General features: G+C 59.8%; 14 protein-coding genes and 2 riboswitches. Of the genes, 8 read left to right on the top strand and 6 right to left on the bottom strand.

The window, feature by feature from the left end; genetic code table 11:
• Window positions 1-27: 27 nt before the first annotated feature.
• Both BZG29_RS13075 and BZG29_RS13070 read right to left on the bottom strand, forming a co-directional pair.
• The gene (locus BZG29_RS13075) at window positions 28-663 is read right to left on the bottom strand and encodes a phosphatase PAP2 family protein (protein ID WP_253192868.1); all 636 of its coding nucleotides are present in this window, start codon (window positions 661-663) and stop codon (window positions 28-30) included.
• Between the two features lie 147 nt (window positions 664-810).
• Entirely contained in the window at window positions 811-1383 is a 573-nt protein-coding gene (locus tag BZG29_RS13070) for an ATP-dependent Clp protease proteolytic subunit (RefSeq protein WP_150130891.1), read from the bottom strand.
• A 169-nt stretch (window positions 1384-1552) separates the two neighbouring features.
• Window positions 1553-1639: riboswitch (glycine riboswitch) on the top strand.
• 28 nt (window positions 1640-1667) lie between these two features.
• A riboswitch (glycine riboswitch) is annotated at window positions 1668-1773 on the top strand.
• A gap of 74 nt (window positions 1774-1847) precedes the next feature.
• Here BZG29_RS13070 and gcvT point away from each other — a divergent pair.
• The 3 genes from gcvT (at window position 1848) to gcvP (ending at window position 6440) form a co-directional block, all read left to right on the top strand.
• Complete coding sequence (gene gcvT, locus BZG29_RS13065) at window positions 1848-2969, top strand: glycine cleavage system aminomethyltransferase GcvT (protein ID WP_077403330.1); 1122 nt, start codon at window positions 1848-1850, stop codon at window positions 2967-2969.
• A 71-nt stretch (window positions 2970-3040) separates the two neighbouring features.
• Window positions 3041-3421 (top strand): glycine cleavage system protein GcvH, encoded by a 381-nt coding sequence (gene gcvH / locus BZG29_RS13060; protein WP_077403327.1) that lies wholly within the window; start codon window positions 3041-3043, stop codon window positions 3419-3421.
• A 118-nt stretch (window positions 3422-3539) separates the two neighbouring features.
• A complete protein-coding gene (gene gcvP, locus BZG29_RS13055) occupies window positions 3540-6440 on the top strand; it encodes an aminomethyl-transferring glycine dehydrogenase (protein WP_077403324.1) in 2901 nt (966 codons plus the stop codon).
• 240 nt (window positions 6441-6680) lie between these two features.
• Here the strand turns inward: gcvP and BZG29_RS28140 are convergent, their stop codons facing one another.
• Window positions 6681-6839, bottom strand: a complete 159-nt coding sequence (locus BZG29_RS28140) for a hypothetical protein (RefSeq protein ID WP_171985004.1) — start codon at window positions 6837-6839, stop codon at window positions 6681-6683.
• A gap of 163 nt (window positions 6840-7002) precedes the next feature.
• Between BZG29_RS28140 and BZG29_RS13050 the strand changes: the two genes are divergently transcribed.
• Both BZG29_RS13050 and BZG29_RS13045 read left to right on the top strand, forming a co-directional pair.
• Window positions 7003-8220, top strand: coding sequence for a Bcr/CflA family efflux MFS transporter (locus tag BZG29_RS13050; RefSeq protein WP_077403321.1), 1218 nt, complete (start codon window positions 7003-7005; stop codon window positions 8218-8220).
• A gap of 22 nt (window positions 8221-8242) precedes the next feature.
• Entirely contained in the window at window positions 8243-8845 is a 603-nt protein-coding gene (locus BZG29_RS13045) for a TetR/AcrR family transcriptional regulator (protein ID WP_077403318.1), read from the top strand.
• Window positions 8846-9019: 174 nt separating this feature from the next.
• Here BZG29_RS13045 and BZG29_RS27735 read toward each other — a convergent pair whose 3' ends face one another.
• Window positions 9020-9553, bottom strand: a complete 534-nt coding sequence (locus BZG29_RS27735) for a hypothetical protein (RefSeq protein WP_150130890.1) — start codon at window positions 9551-9553, stop codon at window positions 9020-9022.
• Between the two features lies 1 nt (window position 9554).
• Window positions 9555-10946 carry an AAA family ATPase gene (locus BZG29_RS13040; RefSeq protein ID WP_150130889.1) on the bottom strand — a complete coding sequence of 464 codons (1392 nt, stop codon included), beginning with the start codon at window positions 10944-10946 and terminating at the stop codon, window positions 9555-9557.
• 646 nt (window positions 10947-11592) lie between these two features.
• Here BZG29_RS13040 and mgtA point away from each other — a divergent pair.
• Genes mgtA through BZG29_RS13025 form a run of 3 tightly spaced genes read left to right on the top strand, consistent with a single transcriptional unit; the run spans window position 11593 to window position 15194 of the window.
• The gene (mgtA, locus tag BZG29_RS13035) at window positions 11593-14277 is read left to right on the top strand and encodes a magnesium-translocating P-type ATPase (protein WP_077403312.1); all 2685 of its coding nucleotides are present in this window, start codon (window positions 11593-11595) and stop codon (window positions 14275-14277) included.
• Between the two features lie 36 nt (window positions 14278-14313).
• Window positions 14314-14667: a DUF6677 family protein gene (locus tag BZG29_RS13030; RefSeq protein WP_077403309.1), complete on the top strand. Its 354-nt coding sequence runs from the start codon at window positions 14314-14316 to the stop codon at window positions 14665-14667.
• Entirely contained in the window at window positions 14664-15194 is a 531-nt protein-coding gene (locus tag BZG29_RS13025) for a ribonuclease HI family protein (protein ID WP_077403306.1), read from the top strand. Before BZG29_RS13030 ends, BZG29_RS13025 begins: the two co-directional genes overlap by 4 nt.
• Here the strand turns inward: BZG29_RS13025 and BZG29_RS13020 are convergent.
• The gene (locus BZG29_RS13020) at window positions 15191-16837 is read right to left on the bottom strand and encodes a methyl-accepting chemotaxis protein (protein ID WP_077403303.1); all 1647 of its coding nucleotides are present in this window, start codon (window positions 16835-16837) and stop codon (window positions 15191-15193) included. The genes BZG29_RS13025 and BZG29_RS13020 overlap by 4 nt on opposite strands.
• Window positions 16838-16846 lie beyond the last annotated feature (9 nt).

The following is a 16846-nucleotide window of genomic DNA, read 5'->3' as shown; positions in this document are numbered from 1 at the left end:
CAGCGCCAGGCGCCGGCCTGCCCCGCCTTACGGGGCTGGGCGGCCATCCTGCGCCAGTTTCCAGTCTTCGCGGGAAAAAACACGCTCATGGCCGGACAGCGCCAGGGCCAGTTTTTGCAGCCATTGTTCGGTCGGCATGGGCTCCGCCTTGAAGCTGAGCACCACCATCAGCACCAGGCTGGCCAGGGCCAGCGCATGGCTGACGGCGATATTCACGGCGCCGCGGGCGCTCCACATGAAGCCCAGCGCCAGCGCCAGGCCCAGCACGCAGCCGCTGACGGCTTCCGACACGCTGTGCGCATGCACGACCACGCGCGAAATGGCCACCAGCACGGCAAAGGCCACGCCGACGAGCACGCCGGCATGACGCCAGCGCGGTGCAGCCCGCTGCAGCAGCACATACATCAGCACGGGAAACACGGCGCCGGCGCGCATGGCGTGGCCGCTGAAGCCCGTAAAATCGAGCGCGCTGCTGCCCACGCCCCAGCTCATGAAGGCCAGCTTCGACAGCACCACGAGGGCCAGGCCGCCGCCGTACCACAGGCTCCAGCTGAGCACCAGGCGCCATTGGCGCGAGACGAGCAGCCATAGGGCAATCGCCACGCCAGCCGGCCCCATCACGGACATATCGGCCGCAAAAGAAATCCCATTCCACCAAGTCATCGCGCCTGCACTTATTTCATGATCAGCTTGCACTATGCCACGACTCTGCCCTGTTCCGCGCGGCTTTTGCTGTGCTGCAGCGAAGAATTACATTCGATTACAAACTTTCCACGCTGAAACCATCGGCCCGGCATGGCGCGGCAGGCGTCAGATATTCGTCAGGCGCTTGCCCTTGGGCGGCGCAAAGTCGCGGATCGATTCGATCATGCCCACTTCCAGCGCCTGGTCGGCCGTCAGGTGCAAGTCGGAATACGCGTGCACCTGCCACTGCTCTTCCGTCAGGTTGACGTGGCCGCGCAGGATGCGCTCGGTGCGCATGTCGTCGGCGCGCAAGCCCTCGACGATGATGCTGAGCGCGTCGGGGCGGGAACCGGGCGAGGCTGTCGCATGCGACTTGTGCACCATGAAGCGGGCCGTGTCGCTGGCATGGCGGCGCCGCCCCGCCAGGAACAGGGTGACGGCGATGGACGCCACAGCGCCCGCGTTATAGGTGATGATGTCGAGCGGCAACTTGCTGAGGAAGTTGTACAGACAGATGCCGTCGCTGACATAGCCGCCGTTCGACTGGATCAGGATGTGCGCGGTGGTGAGCTTGTCTTCCGTGATGTCGGCCGCGGCGTTGAACACGCGCCGCACCATATCGCTGTTGACGTCGCCCGAGAGGGTAAAGTAACCGTGCTGCTCGGTGTTGTTTTGCGTCTCGCTTTGTGTAGTGTTCATGGCAGGCACCCGCAAGAAAGCCAGAATTTCATCATAGCGCATTCCCGCGCGGCCGGGCGCCCTTTTGCGGCGTCTCCAGCCCCCTGACAGCCCCGCAAACCGGGGCTTTTGCTGCAATTTGGCAACGTCTTTTCAGATTGACAGAAACACCCTGCTGGCATATATTCCTCCCACTTGATCGGGAGAGGGCAAACCAGCGTTGCCGCCGAAGGGGCACTACCCAAAAACTCTCAGGCAAAAGGACCGATCAGGCGGACTGAAGCTGTTGCTTTGGCGACACGTTTCAGCTCAACTCTGGAGAGCGGCCGCGGCTATTGCCGGCGGCCCACCGAAGGGGCGCACGGGGCAAGCCCCCGTAATCTCTCAGGTACAAAGGACAGGGGGGTCAGTGATCACGCTGGAAAGCCGTGTTTGGCTATTCTATGTTTTGTTAACTCCCCTTTTACCTTCGTCCCGAGGAATCCATGACGCTCAAAGCGACCCCACTCAATAACGCCCACCGTGCCCTCGGCGCCCGCATGGTCGATTTCGGCGGCTGGGACATGCCCGTCAACTACGGCTCGCAAATCGAAGAACACAATGCCGTGCGCGGCGATGCCGGCATGTTCGACGTGTCCCATATGTGCGTGGTCGATATCGAAGGTCCGAACGTGCGCGCCTTCCTGCGCGGCTTGCTGGCCAACAACGTTGACAAGCTGCAAGTGTCGGGCAAGGCGCTGTACTCGTGCATGTTGAATGCCGAAGGCACCGTCATCGATGACCTGATCGTCTACTTCTTCAACGAAAACTGGTTCCGCCTCGTCGTCAACGCGGGCACGGCTGAAAAAGACGTGGCGTGGATGCAGCAGCAAAACACCAACACCAACAGCGGCCTGACGATCACCGAGCGCCGCAATGCCAACAATCCGATGGCCCTGGTCGCCGTGCAAGGCCCGAACGCGCGCGCCAAGGTGTGGCAAGTGCTGCCGGAAACGCAAGCCGCGTCCGAAGCCATCAAGCCGTTCAACGTCGTCATCGTCAAGGATACGGCCTTCGGCGAAGTCATGCTGGCGCGCACCGGCTACACGGGCGAAGACGGCTTTGAAATCGGCGTGGCCGCGACCCAGGTGGAAGCGCTGTGGAACGCGCTGGCAGCGGCCGGCGTCAAGCCTGCCGGCCTGGGCGCGCGCGACACCCTGCGCCTGGAAGCGGGCATGAATCTGTACGGCCAGGACATGGATGAAACCGTCAACCCGCTCGACGCGGGCCTGGCATGGACCATCGACCTGGTCAGCGAGCGCGACTTCATCGGCAAGGCCGCCCTGCTGGCCAAGGGCCAGAATGCGCAATTCGTGGGACTGATCCTGCGCGAAAAAGGCGGCGTGCTGCGCGCCCACCAGAAAGTCATCATCGCCGGCAGCGACGCCACGGGCGAAATCACCAGCGGCACCTTCAGCCCGACGATGCAGGAAGCGATCGCGCTGGCGCGCGTGCCGAACGGCGTGAACGTGGGCGATACCGTGCACGTGGAAATCCGCGGCAAGCAGCTGGCCGCTTCCGTCGTCAAGCTGCCTTTCGTGCGTAACGGTAAAATCCTGGCTGCGTAAGGTTTTATAGAGCCGCCCGCAAGACCGTACAACCATAATCAATAACGAACACTTACCATCTGGAGCCACACATGAACATTCCTGCAGACCTGAAGTACACCGCTTCCCACGAATGGGTACGCCTTGAAGGCGACGGCACGATCACCGTCGGCATCACCGAGTACGCGCAGGACGCACTGGGCGACATCGTCTTCGTCGAACTGCCAACCGTGGGCAATACCTACGGCGCCGGCGACGACGCCGCCGTGGTGGAATCGGTCAAGGCAGCGAGCGACATCTACGCGCCGATCGCCGGCGAAGTCGTGGCCGTCAACGACGACGTGGTCAACTCGCCCGAGTCGATCAATGCCGACGCCTACGCCAACTGGCTGTTCAAGATCAAGCCAGCCGACGTGTCGGCCCTGGACGGCTTGCTCGACGCTGCCGCCTATGGCGCCACCACCGGCGCGTAATCGCGTTTGACTCACGGGCCGCAATCGCGGCCCGTTTGCATTTAATTTTGTAGCTATACCCCGCCGCCGCGCCCGCGCGCCGCATCCCGGTTTTTCAGTCTTTTTTGGCCTCTATATCATGACCCGCACCAGCCTGACCCAACTCGAAGCACGCGATGCCTTCATCGCCCGCCACATCGGCCCTTCCCACACCGAACAAGCAGCCATGCTGGCGACCCTCGGCTATCCATCGCGCGCCGCGCTGATCGACGCCCTGGTACCGGCCAACATCCGCAACAAGGGTGCCCTGCCCCTGGGCGCGTACTCGCAGCCGATGCCGGAACAGGAAGCCCTGTCGCGCCTGAAAGCCATCGCCGGCAAGAACCAGGTACTCAAATCCCTGATCGGCCAAGGCTACTACAACACGTTCACGCCTGGTGTCGTTTTGCGCAACATCTTTGAAAATCCGGCCTGGTACACGGCATACACGCCTTACCAGCCTGAGATTTCGCAAGGCCGCCTGGAAGCGATTTTGAATTTCCAGCAAGTGATCACGGATTTGACCGGCATGGGCATCTCGAACGCCTCGATGCTGGACGAAGGCACGGCCGCCGCCGAAGCGATGACACTGATCCAGCGCGTGGGCAAGTCGAAATCGAACGTGCTGTATGTCGCCAATGACGTGCTGCCGCAAACCCTGGAAGTGGTACAGACGCGCGCCCAGCCGATCGGCATCGAAGTGCGCACCTTCGATCCGGCGGAAATCGAGTCGCTGGACGCCTGCTTCGGCGTGCTGCTGCAATACCCTGGCGTGAACGGCGTCGTACGCGACTACCGCGCCGGCGTGGAAAAACTGCATGCGAACGGCGCCATGGTCATCGTCGCGGCCGACCTGCTGGCCCTGACCATGCTCACGCCTCCGGGCGAATGGGGCGCCGACGTCGTCGTCGGCAACAGCCAGCGCTTCGGCGTGCCGCTCGGCTTCGGCGGCCCGCACGCGGGCTATCTGTCCACGCGCGATGAATTCAAGCGCAATATGTCGGGCCGCCTGGTGGGCGTGACCGTCGATGCGCAAGGCAACAAGGCGTACCGCCTGGCCCTGCAAACGCGCGAACAGCATATCCGCCGCGAAAAAGCGACCTCGAACATCTGCACGGCGCAAGTGCTGCTGGCCGTGATGGCCTCGATGTACGCCGTCTACCACGGCCCGGCCGGCCTGCTGCAGATCGCCCGGCGCGTGCACCGCTTTACGGGCGTGCTGGCGGCCAACCTGAAGACCCTCGGCTATGGCGTCGTCAATGCGACTTACTTCGACACCCTGACCATCAACGTCGCCGATGCGGCGCAACTGCACGCGACGGCCATGCACCACGGCGTCAACCTGCGCAAGATCGACAATACCCACGTGGGCGTGTCGCTTGATGAAACCACCACGCGCGACGACATCGCGCTGCTGTGGAAAGTGTTCGCGCACGGCCAGGCCAACGCACCTGCCGCCCCGGACTTGGACAGCGTCGAAGCAAATGTGACCAGCGCGCTGCCGGCGCAGCTGGCGCGCGAGAGCGCCTACCTGACCCACCCCGTCTTCAACAGCTACCACTCGGAACACGAGATGCTGCGCTACCTGCGCAGCCTGGCCGACAAAGACCTGGCGCTGGACCGCACCATGATCCCGCTCGGCTCGTGCACCATGAAGCTGAACGCGACGAGCGAAATGATCCCCGTCACCTGGCCCGAGTTTTCGAACATCCACCCGTTCGCGCCGGATGCGCAAACGGTCGGCTACCGCGAGATGATTTCGCAGCTGGAAGAGATGCTGTGCGCCTTGACGGGCTACGCGGCCGTATCGCTGCAGCCGAACGCCGGCTCGCAGGGCGAATACGCGGGTCTGCTGGTGATCAAGGCCTACCATGAGTCGCGCGGCGAAGGCCACCGCAACATCTGTTTGATCCCGTCGTCGGCGCACGGCACCAACCCTGCGTCGGCCAATATGGTCGGCATGCAGGTGGTCGTCACCAGCTGCGACGCCAACGGCAACGTGGACCTGGCCGACCTGAAAGCGAAAGCGGAAAAGCACAGCGCCAACCTGGCTTGCGTGATGGTCACCTACCCATCCACCCACGGCGTGTTTGAAGAAGGCATCCAGGAACTGTGCGAGATCATCCACTCGCACGGCGGCCAGGTCTACATCGACGGCGCCAACATGAACGCGCTGGTCGGCGTGGCCGCTCCCGGCAGTTTTGGGGGCGACGTGTCGCACCTGAACCTGCATAAGACCTTCTGCATCCCGCACGGCGGCGGCGGACCAGGCGTCGGCCCGATCGGCGTGGGCGCCCACCTGGCGAAATTCCTGCCGAACCAGCGTTCCTCCGGCTACCAGCGCGATGCGGCCGGCATCGGTGCCGTCAGCGCCGCGCCGTTCGGCTCGGCCAGTATCCTGCCGATTTCGTGGATGTACATCGCCATGATGGGCGCGGAAGGCTTGACGGCCGCCACCGAAACGGCGATTCTGGCGGCGAACTACATCGCGCGCCGCCTGGCGCCGCACTACCCCGTGCTGTACTCGGGCCACGACGGTCTGGTCGCCCACGAGTGCATCCTGGACCTGCGCCCGATCACGGACGCCACCGGCATCAGCAACGAAGACGTGGCCAAGCGTTTGATGGACTTCGGCTTCCATGCGCCGACCATGAGCTTCCCCGTGCCGGGCACGCTGATGATCGAGCCGACGGAAAGCGAATCGAAAGTGGAGATCGACCGCTTCATCGACGCCATGATCGCCATCCGCGCGGAAATCGCCAAGGTCGCCAGCGGTGAATTCGACCACGACGACAACCCGTTGAAAAACGCGCCGCACACGGCACAGGTATTGATGTCGGACAACTGGGAACGCAAGTACAGCCGTGAAATCGCGGCCTACCCCGTCGCCTCCTTGCGCCAGCGCAAATACTGGCCACCGGTCGGCCGCGCCGACAACGTGTACGGCGACCGCAACCTGTTCTGCGGCTGCGCGCCGATCAGTTCGTACGAAGAGGAATAACGCCAGACCAAACCTACTGCGCGTCGCGCTTTGCGGCCGGCGATGCTCACCGGCTCGGCGCCCCCGTATAGAGTACGGTTGCGCTTCTTGGCCACAAGGGGGCGCCGAGCCTCGCTGACGCTCGCTACGGTTTTGTCAGGCGTCGAAACTCAGTAATCAGGAATTAAAATCCCGGCGAAAACCGGGAGCATTAACCCAGAACGGCAGGCCGCAAGGTCTGCCGTTTTTTTATGCGCCGCGTTACAGCGCCAGCAAGGCCGCGCCCGGCAATCCCAGTGCGGTGCCCAGCATCGTCAGCAACACGACATCGCGCCGCTCGCAGCGGGCGCGGTGCGAACTCCAGGCGGCAAACAGCAAGGCCACGGCCACGCCGCTGAGCGAAATACCCACTTCCGTCATGCCCGCTCTCCCCGCAGATGCGGCGCAGCCGCCATTGTTACGTTCATCATCGTCGTCATCCTTTGCCTTTATTGGGTTAACTACCTATCGGTAGGTAGCCAGTGTACAATAAAAAAGACGGCAGTGTCCATGCCGTGTTTTTTGACGATACAAAGGAAGCGCAATGCAGCAGCAACCCCCTCTCCCCGCCGCCAGTCTCGGGCTGGCGGCTTCCCTGGCCCTGGTGGCCGTGCTCGGCCCGGCCGGCATCGACATGTACCTGGCCTCGATGCCGGCCATGGCGCGCGAGCTGCACACCTCGTATGCGAACGTGCAACTGAGCCTGACCGTTTTCCTGCTGGCCCTGGGCGGCGGACAATTGCTGTGCGGGCCGCTGACGGACATGCTGGGCCGGCGCCGCCCGCTGCTGGCCGGCATCGCCGTGTACATTCTTGCCGCCGTGTGGGCGTCGCAGGCGGATCAATTGAGCACCCTGCTGCTGGCGCGCTTGCTGCAAGGCCTGGGTGCCGCGCTGACCCTGGTCGTGGTAATGAGCATGGTGCGCGACGTGGCCGATGGCGTCACAGCGGCACAGCTGTTTGCCCTGTTGATGACCATCGTGGGCCTGGCGCCCGTGCTGGCGCCGGCCGTGGGCGGCTTGCTCGACGCCCATTACGGCTGGCGCGCCGTGATGCTGGCCCTGGCCGCGCTGGGTGCCTTGACCTTGCTCAATAGCGCGCTATTCCTGCCGGAAACCTTGCCGCTGAAGAACCGCGTTTCGCCCCGCGGCATGCACCGCACGTATGCGCGCATCGCGCTGGACCGCGCCTTCCTGCTGCCCGCGCTGGCCCTGTCGGCCGCATTCTTTTTCCTGTTTGCCTATATCGGCGGCGCCTCGCTCGTGTACCAGCGCGATTTCGGCCTGTCCGCCGGCAGCTTCGGCCTCGTGTTCGGCGCCACGGGCGTGGCCGTGCTGCTGGGCGCGATGGCCAGCGGCCGCCTGGTGGAAAAGCACGGCGTGGCGCGCCTCTGCGTGGCGGGCAGCGTGGCCATGCTGGGCGGCGCGGCGCTGGCCCTGCTCGGTGCCTGGGCGGGAGCAGGCATCGGCGCTGTCGTGCCGGGCATGTTCGTGGCCCTGTTTGGCCTGGGCATCGCGGAAGCGGCGCTGATGGCCATGGCCATGGGCTCGCAGCAGCGCGCGCTCGGTTCCACGGCCGCCCTGCTGGGCGCCATCCAGATGACCTTGTCGTCGCTGGCCACGCCGCTGGCGGCCAGCCTGTCCGAATGGGGCCCGCTGCCGTGGCTGCTGTTCTTGACCGCGGCCGGCCTGCTGGTATCATGGCTGACCCTGGCCACTGCGCGCGTCCATCCGGTCCATGCCAGCAGCCTGGGAGCGCACTGACGCCTCACCCCAAATCACCCCCATGATGAAAAAACGCTCGGCCTCGGCCGATAACATCTGTGCCGTCGCCGTCGTCCACTTTTCGGAACACGGCTACGACGCTTCGTCCCTCAGCGACATCGCCGCGCAAGCGGGCATGCGCAAGGCTTCGCTGTATTCGCACTTCACCGGCAAGGACGCCCTGTTCCTCGACGTGTTTGCCGACGCCCTGGCCGAAGAGCAAGCCTTCATGGATGCCTGCTTCGCCGACGAAGCGGCGCTGGCGGCGCCCGGCGGCCAGCTGGCCGGCGCCCTGTACTGCGACCGCATGGCGCAGCGCTATGCGGACTCGGCCCATTTGCGCTTTCTGCTGCGCACGGCATATTTGCCGCCCGCCCCCCTGCGCGTGGAAGTGGGCACGGGCTACGAAGCCTTGCTGGCGCAACTGCAGCAGTATTACGTGCAGAGCCTGGCCCGTCTCGCGCCCGCGTTATCGTCGCAGCGCATCGACCTGTATGCGCAAGCCTACCTGGGCATCGTCGACAGCCTGCACGTGGAACTGATCTACGCGGGCGGCGCCGCTCTGCAGCAGCGCCATGCGGCGCTGTGGCAGATACTGTCCGATTCGCTGGCGATAATAAGTTAATCTCAATAAATTTTATTTTCGAAAATGAAAAATTTAAAGTTATGGGAAATATTCATTGACATTTAAATTCAGCATAGAACAAAAAATATTTCGAAAAATCACTCTATCCTAAGCGACCAATAAGCTCCGTCAATTCAAAGAAATATATCTATCAAATCGCCTTTAAATTTCCCTCTAAACACATAGTAACCTCTCTTTCGAGGTAGGAGCACTATTTTTTAACCAATCAATGGCAGCCTCACCTTCCACAGCAGGATTGACCCACATGATCGTGGACATATCATCACATGATTTCGACATGCCAATAAATAGATTTCTCACGACCTCGTCCAAGGCCGCAACTCGCTTTCCTTTGTTATTACTCAACTCCACCAAATGAACATCCTTAAGCATAGCCCCTGCGGCCTTCTCATTAGGGGCAAATTTTTCTATCTTACCTCTTAGAATATCGTTAATTGGATGTGGAGTAACATAACTAAATAGGCCTCTTGCGACCATATTTATAAGCCATCCTCGTGAGAAATTAGAGGCATGACGCATCCATTCGGCTCTTAATTCCGGGCTAAAAACAGCAACCATTGATTTTTCAGATACCGCCAACATTGCCTCCCGGCAAAATTTTGAAGTTGGATGTACTGAAGTATCACCACTTGCACGTGCAACAGATGCATCAATGACGATATGAACATTTTTTTTATTATCAGTCATACTATTCACTCATCAATCTATTTTCAATAGCACTTAGATACGCATCTTCCGCATATAGAGAAGTCTCCATAAAATCAGTAGGCCACTCACCAAAAGCACCAAGCCTATCCAAACTTCCTTTACTTATTGTTGTTATTCCACCATCATTTATTGAAAACCAATTCAGACCAACATCGGATGGCGTCAATTTATTGGCAGCAACCAGTGTTTGAATTCCCAATATCAAAATATTACTATGTGTTTCAATAACTACCGTAACCCCTCTTTTTACTGCGCGAGCAATAATTTCTGAAAGCTTAGATTGTGCTCGTGGATGCAAATGAAGTTCAGGCTGCTCTATCAACACCATTTGCCCCTTTGCGGCAACCAAAAGACTAACCAACACTGGTAGTGCTTGCGAAACCCCAAAACCAACATCTGCAATACTTACATCAGGCGTGATTTGCGAATCAACATCACATTTTATTCTGCTTACGCGCAACTCAACTTCCGTATCATTAATTTTTCGAGCAGATATACCAGAGGTGAGACCCAAATCAAAAAGATCAGATATAAGCCTTCGCAAATTTGGATCATTACTACGCTGCCACTCCAAAATTATACTGGCAACATAGTTTTCAAATCTTCCAGGAAAGCTATCGCCTACTGCAGTCGTTGTATATGTTCTTTCCGGATTACCTCGCAAACCGGGAACATGAATAAGATTTTGCAAGCACTCTCTAACCTTGTCAATTATCTCTGAAGATAATCCAAATCTCATCCTTCTATCGTCCGATGAGTCAAAAGAAAATGATACTTCAACATCAAAAAAGCACCTGGATCTCTTAACAATAATAGATCCAGTTTTATCATCAGTAACCTTGGAATAAATTGTTTTATGAAATTCATTATCCAACCCAATAAAATCAATAATTTTCTCTTTTTTTGAATTAAGAGATATAATACTTGATTTTCCCTGCCTATTAACGTGACGAATATTCTTTATTGATAATCCACTTGGCTCCTTCAAAGAAAAACCATACGTCACAGAAATTGCAGATCTATCACTAAACAAAAATTCTATCGTAAAATTTCTTTTACTTTTCCCGCTCAAATCCTTACTAAAAATCTGCTCCGTAGATGTCATCCTGACATTGGGGCCGTTTAACATAATTGTCCCTGGATCATACGAGCATTGCAATGTTTGCTTCAACAGAAGCAACACCTGCGTGAAGGACGATTTTCCTGAACTATTGGCGCCAGAGAAAATAGTTAATGGCGATATTGATGACACCTGTTTGTTTAATATCGATTTAAAACCCATCAGTGAAATGCCGATTAATTTAGATTCTTTTCCAGCCACCTTATCCATACCCACTGATTTATCTTTTTTCTCTTTTTTCTCAACAGCCATTTCAATCTCGCATTTAATAAATTGCAACAATTAATAGAAAATTCAAACCATAATTACAAAGAAGTATATCAGCGATACTCTAGCATGCATCATCGAAAACTTAAAAATATTCAACAAATACACATCTTAAAAAAAACGCATACCACACTACGTGCAATAAAAAACTCTCCAATTTCCACGAATTCATGAGAAATTTGATCATTTGAAAATTTTCTTGCCATGTTAAATTACAGCCAAAGAAAATAAATTGCATTTATACCAATTACGTTGACTCGCGCTACCATTACACTTTGGAAACCTAAGATTTCTTCAGTTGACACCCTCGCGGCACGTGCATAAGATGCCCCCATTATTCATTTACGGAGTCCCACGTGGGTACTTGTTCTAGTGACAGTAGCCGATCTTGTATCGGCGATTGCCTCGGCAGCTAAACAGCAAGCAACGCGGAATTCCGTTTCCTCCGTGCCTTGCTGAGCAAGGTGCGGTGTCTCGCGCGGCCAGTACGGCCGCGCGCCTCTCCCCCCTCTTTCCGATCGCGACCGGCTACTGACCCGGATTGCCCGCCAGCACTATCGTGCTTTGGCGGCACGCAAGTCTTGCCTGCGGCTGCGCCGCCCGTCAACACCTCGTCGTGAAAGGAAGAGCAATGAATCTCTTCACCCGCTTATTCGAATCGTTCCTGCGCAAGCGCCATACGGCAGGCAACTTCCGCCGCCGCGCCATGCCGCTGGAAAACAGCACGGCCCGCCCCGTGCCCGACCACCTGGCGCGCCAGCTGCTGGCCGCCGCCCACGAAGACCTCGATAGCGCCCTGAACCGCCTGCACACGCGCCTGGAAGGCTTGCGCGATGCCGAAGCGCAAGTGATCGGCGCGCAAACGGGTCCGAACGAGGTCGAGCATGAAAAACCGCTGGCCTGGTACCAGCACCTGTGGCTATGTTACAAGAATCCGTTCAACCTGCTGCTCACCGTGCTGGCCATCGTGTCCTACCTGACGGAAGACCCGAAGGCGACCATCGTCATCGGCACCATGGTGATCCTGTCGACCTTGCTGCGTTTCGTGCAGGAAGGCCGCTCGAACCGCGCCGCCGAGCGCCTGAAAGCCATGGTCAGCAATACAGCCACCGTGCTGCGCAATGGCCAGCAAGTCGAACTGCCGATCCGCCAGCTGGTGCAGGGCGACCTCATCGTGCTGTCGGCCGGCGACATGATCCCCGCCGATTGCCGCTTGCTGTCCGCGAAAGACTTGTTCGTCAGCCAGGCTGCCATGACGGGCGAATCCTTGCCGGTGGAAAAGATGGCCGAGCTGGCCGACAGCGCTGGCCGCGACCCCATGGAGCTGGCCAATCTGCTGTTCATGGGCACGAATGTGATCTCGGGCGCCGCCACGGCGCTGGTGCTGGCCACGGGCAACCGCACCTACTTCGGCACCATCGCCACGCGCGTGACGGCCACCGAGCGCACGCCGACGGCGTTCGAAGCGGGCGTGAACAGCGTCAGCTGGCTATTGATCCGCTTCGCCCTCGTGATGGCGCCGCTCGTGTTCCTGATCAACGGCTGGACCAAGGGCGACTGGATGGAAGCGTTTTTGTTCGCCCTCTCTGTCGCCGTCGGTCTGACGCCGGAAATGCTGCCCATGATCGTCACCAGCACCTTGGCCAAGGGCGCCGTGAAACTGTCGAAAAAGAAAGTCGTCGTAAAGCGCCTGGATGCCATCCAAAACTTCGGCGCCATGGACGTGTTGTGCACGGACAAGACAGGCACCTTGACGCAGGACAAGATCGTGCTGGAACGCCACACGGACGTGTTCGGCCAGCCGTCCGATGAAGTGCTGCAATTTGCCTATCTGAACAGCCATTACCAGACGGGCTTGAAAAACCTGCTCGATCGCGCCGTGCTCGACCACGTGGAATTGCAGACGGAAATGCAGCTGGCGCGCGATTACGTAAAAGTCGATGAAATCCCGTTTGATTTCGTGCGCCGCCGCATGTCCGTCGTTGTTTCCGAAAAGAATGATCACCATGAGCTGATCTGCAAGGGCGCCGTCGAGGAAATCCTCGCCGCCTGCAGCCAGCTGCGCCTGAACGGCGTCAACGTGCCGCTCGACGCGGCCCTGCTGTCCAAGGTGCTGGAAACCACGCATGGCCTGAACGCGGAAGGTTTGCGCGTGGTGGCCGTGGCCGTCAAGGAAGTGCCCCCGCATAAAACCGTGTACGGCGTGGCCGATGAAACGGCGCTCACGCTGATCGGCTATGTGGCCTTCCTCGATCCGCCGAAGGAATCGACGGCGCCCGCCCTGCGCGCGCTGGCGGAACATGGCGTCACCGTGAAAGTATTGACGGGGGACAACCACCTGGTGACGGCGAAGATTTGCCGCGAAGTGGGCCTGGCCGTGCATGGCGTGCTGCAAGGCCCGCAACTGGACGACATGGACGACGCGACCCTGGCCAGGGCGGCCGAGGACAACACGGTGTTTGCCAAGCTCAGCCCGCTGCACAAGGAGCGCCTCGTGCGCGCCCTGCGCGGCAATGGCCATATCGTCGGCTTCATGGGCGACGGCATCAACGACGCGCCCGCCCTGCGCGCGGCCGATATCGGCATTTCCGTCGATTCCGCCGTCGATATCGCCAAGGAAGCGGCCGACATCATCCTGCTGGAAAAAAGCCTGATGGTGCTGGAAGAAGGCGTGCTGGAAGGCCGCCGCACCTTCAGCAACATGCTGAAATATATCCGCATGACGGCCAGCTCGAACTTCGGCAATGTGTTTTCCGTGCTGGTGGCCAGCGCCTTTCTACCGTTCTTGCCCATGCTGCCGCTGCACTTGCTGGTGCAAAACCTGCTGTACGACGTGTCGCAGATCGCCATTCCGTTCGACAACGTCGACGCCGAACTGATCCAGCAGCCTTTGACTTGGAACCCGCGCGACATCGGCCGCTTCATGGTGTTTTTCGGCCCCATCAGCTCGATCTTCGACATCAGTACCTTTATTTTGATGTGGCATGTGTTCGGCGCGAATACACCGGAACAGCAGACCCTGTTCCAGTCCGGCTGGTTCGTCGTGGGACTGTTGACGCAAACGCTGATCGTGCACCTGATCCGCACGCCGAAGCTGCCCTTCATCGACAGCATCGCGTCCGTGCCCCTGCTTGTGGCCACGACCCTGATCATGGCCGTGGGCGTATTCCTGCCGATGGGACCGCTGGCGACCTACTTCAAGCTGCAAGCCTTACCCTTGGGCTATTTCCCCTGGCTGCTGGGCATCCTCGTCTGCTACACACTGCTGACGACGTTCATGAAACGCGTGTACCTGCGCAAATTCGGCTGGCAATAGTATGATGGGCCGCTCTTTCCTCTACCCAAGGCGCGCATGAGCGGCTCTTCCTCACCTTCATCCATATCCAAACGCACGCAGGCCATGCTGCTGTCGGGCCTCGTGTTTCCCGGCAGCGGGCATTTCTTGTTAAAACGCAAGGCGCGCGGCTGCCTGTTCCTCGTACCGGCCCTGGTCGCGCTGGCGATCGTATTGCGCCAGATCATGGCACGATTGGATCAAGTTATGGCACAGATCGACAGCGGCGCCCTGCCCCTCGACGTGCAGCTGATCGTGGAAAAAGTCGATGCGCTGTCGGCCCATGACGGCCCCGCCATGACGGTGGCCGTGGGTGTGCTGGCGGCGTGCTGGATCGGCAGCCTCATCGACACCTTCCTGATCAAGCCATGACGGCGGAAGCGCAGGCGCGCAAACTGCGCAAGGAAGCCAAGATGCAGGCGCGCCGCGCGCAGCTGGCGCTCAAGCGCCAGGACCATGGCGGCCCGCTGGCCTGGCGCGGCTGGTTCGACGGCTCCGCCCACCCGAATCCGGGCAAACTGGGCATCGGCGCCCTGCTGCTGGGGCCGAACGGCGAACGCATCGAGGTGAGCGAGGCGGCCGGTTACGGCAGCAGCAGCGATGCGGAATATGCGGCCCTGACGGCCGTGCTGAAGGCGGCACTCGGCGTGCGTCCGCCGCCCGTGCAACTGTTGCTGTACGGCGACAGCCAGGTGGTGATCAACGATGTGCTGGGAACGGCGGCGGCCGGCGCCAAGGGGCTGGAAACGCAAAGGGCCACCGTAGTGGCCCTGCTGGAACAATTACACGATGTAACGCTGCGCTGGCTGCCGCGCCACCGCAATGGCGAGGCGGACCGGCTGTCGCAGCTGGCGATCGCCGGCTGGGTGGAGGAAGACCCTCCACCCCTTGCCGTTTAGGCGGCGCGGCCGATCTGCAATGCCTCTTGCGGCGCCTTGGCCGCCGGGCGCTTGCTGCCGCCCACGGCCTTCAAGCCGCCGGCGCCGGCCTGCTGTCCATTCAATTTGAACACGCTGACCACTTGCGCCAGGTTGTGCGCCTGGTGCTGCATCGATTCGGCGGCGGCCGCCGACTCTTCCACCAGGGCCGCATTTTGTTGCGTCACGGCATCCATCTGGCCGATGGCGCGGTTGATCTCGTCGATGCCCACGCTTTGCTCGCTGCTGGCTGCCGTAATTTCCGTGATGATGTCGCTCACGCGCTGCACGCTGTCGACGATATCGTTCATGGTCGAACCGGCTTGCGCCACCAGCATGCTGCCCGCGTTGACTTGCTCCACGGAAGCGCCGATCAGGGTCTTGATCTCTTTCGCCGCCGACGCGGAACGCTGCGCCAGGTTGCGCACTTCGGACGCCACGACGGCAAAGCCGCGGCCCTGCTCGCCTGCGCGCGCCGCTTCCACGGCCGCGTTCAGCGCCAGGATATTCGTCTGGAAGGCAATGCCGTCGATGACGCTGATGATGTCGACGATTTTATTGGACGAGGCATTGATCGATTCCATCGTGCCCACCACCTGCGCCACGACCGCGCCGCCCTTGACGGCCACTTGCGCGGCCGACGCCGCCAACTGGTTCGCCTGGCGCGCATTATCCGCATTCTGTTTCACGGTGCTGGTCAGCTCTTCCATCGACGAAGCTGTTTCTTCCAGGGAACCGGCCTGCTCTTCCGTGCGGGAAGACAGGTCCTGGTTGCCGGCGGCGATCTGCGTCGACGACGTCGCGATGCTGTCCGTGCCGCTGCGCACTTCGCCCACGATATTGAGCAAGCTCGTGTTCATGTCCTTCAGGGCCAGCAAAAGTTGCCCAGTTTCATCTTTGGCGCTGGCGTCGATCTGCGCCGTCAAATCGCCATCGGCCACCTTGCGGGCAATGTCCACGGCCGTGCGCAGGGGGCGCACGATGCCCGTCGTCAGCAGCCAGGCGCAGACGACGCCAAAGCCCAGCGCCAGCACGGCCAGGGTCAGCAGCAAGTTGCGGCTCGTCTTGGCGACCTCGTCGATCTCGCGCGCCGTCGTGTCGATGCTGGCGCGCTGGTGCTGCAGCATGTCGTTGACCACTTTCAGGTATTTCGTCGAACCGGGCACGAAGATGCCCTGGAACGCCTTTTCTGCCTCGGCTTCCTGTCCATCCGCCTTCAGCTTCGACACTTGCGCGCGCGAATCGAGGTAGACCTTGCGCTGTTCGCTCACCAGGCGGAACAGTTCCTTTTCTTCCGGGCTGGAAATCAAGGCTTCGATTTTCTTTTGCAATTCGCCCGACACGACGGACGATTGCTTGGCCTCTTCCGCAAAATACGCGCCCAGCGACGTGTCGCTGCTGCGCGCGATGGCCGTGGTGCGGCGCACGCCGCTATCGATCTTTGCATACCAGTCGGAAATATAGCGTTCCTTCGCCAGCGGCAGCTCCATCATGGTGCGCGTGGCCATGGCCACGTCGTGCAAGCGCCACACGCTGATGCCGGTAATGAGCATGGAAAACAGCAAAATCACGGCAAAACCCAGGCCGAGGCGCACACCAATACTGACGTTTCTTAACAAATTCATGTGAATATC

Origin of the sequence: Janthinobacterium sp. LM6 (assembly GCF_002002885.1) — a bacterium.
Lineage (GTDB): Bacteria > Pseudomonadota > Gammaproteobacteria > Burkholderiales > Burkholderiaceae_D > Janthinobacterium > Janthinobacterium kumbetense.
Note: the sequence above shows the minus strand (reverse complement) of the source record. Positions and strands in the feature narration are given on the sequence as shown.

Bases quoted from the DNA above. Each gene is read 5' to 3' on its own strand.
- BZG29_RS13075 (WP_253192868.1), bottom strand. From the start codon at position 663: ATGACTTGGTGGAATGGGATTTCTTTTGCGGCCGATATGTCCGTGATG.
- BZG29_RS13070 (WP_150130891.1), bottom strand. From the start codon at position 1,383: ATGAACACTACACAAAGCGAGACGCAAAACAACACCGAGCAGCACGGT.
- gcvT (WP_077403330.1), top strand. From the start codon at position 1,848: ATGACGCTCAAAGCGACCCCACTCAATAACGCCCACCGTGCCCTCGGC.
- gcvH (WP_077403327.1), top strand. From the start codon at position 3,041: ATGAACATTCCTGCAGACCTGAAGTACACCGCTTCCCACGAATGGGTA.
- gcvP (WP_077403324.1), top strand. From the start codon at position 3,540: ATGACCCGCACCAGCCTGACCCAACTCGAAGCACGCGATGCCTTCATC.
- BZG29_RS28140 (WP_171985004.1), bottom strand. From the start codon at position 6,839: ATGACGGAAGTGGGTATTTCGCTCAGCGGCGTGGCCGTGGCCTTGCTG.
- BZG29_RS13050 (WP_077403321.1), top strand. From the start codon at position 7,003: ATGCAGCAGCAACCCCCTCTCCCCGCCGCCAGTCTCGGGCTGGCGGCT.
- BZG29_RS13045 (WP_077403318.1), top strand. From the start codon at position 8,243: ATGATGAAAAAACGCTCGGCCTCGGCCGATAACATCTGTGCCGTCGCC.
- BZG29_RS27735 (WP_150130890.1), bottom strand. From the start codon at position 9,553: ATGACTGATAATAAAAAAAATGTTCATATCGTCATTGATGCATCTGTT.
- BZG29_RS13040 (WP_150130889.1), bottom strand. From the start codon at position 10,946: ATGGCTGTTGAGAAAAAAGAGAAAAAAGATAAATCAGTGGGTATGGAT.
- mgtA (WP_077403312.1), top strand. From the start codon at position 11,593: ATGAATCTCTTCACCCGCTTATTCGAATCGTTCCTGCGCAAGCGCCAT.
- BZG29_RS13030 (WP_077403309.1), top strand. From the start codon at position 14,314: ATGAGCGGCTCTTCCTCACCTTCATCCATATCCAAACGCACGCAGGCC.
- BZG29_RS13025 (WP_077403306.1), top strand. From the start codon at position 14,664: ATGACGGCGGAAGCGCAGGCGCGCAAACTGCGCAAGGAAGCCAAGATG.
- BZG29_RS13020 (WP_077403303.1), bottom strand. From the start codon at position 16,837: ATGAATTTGTTAAGAAACGTCAGTATTGGTGTGCGCCTCGGCCTGGGT.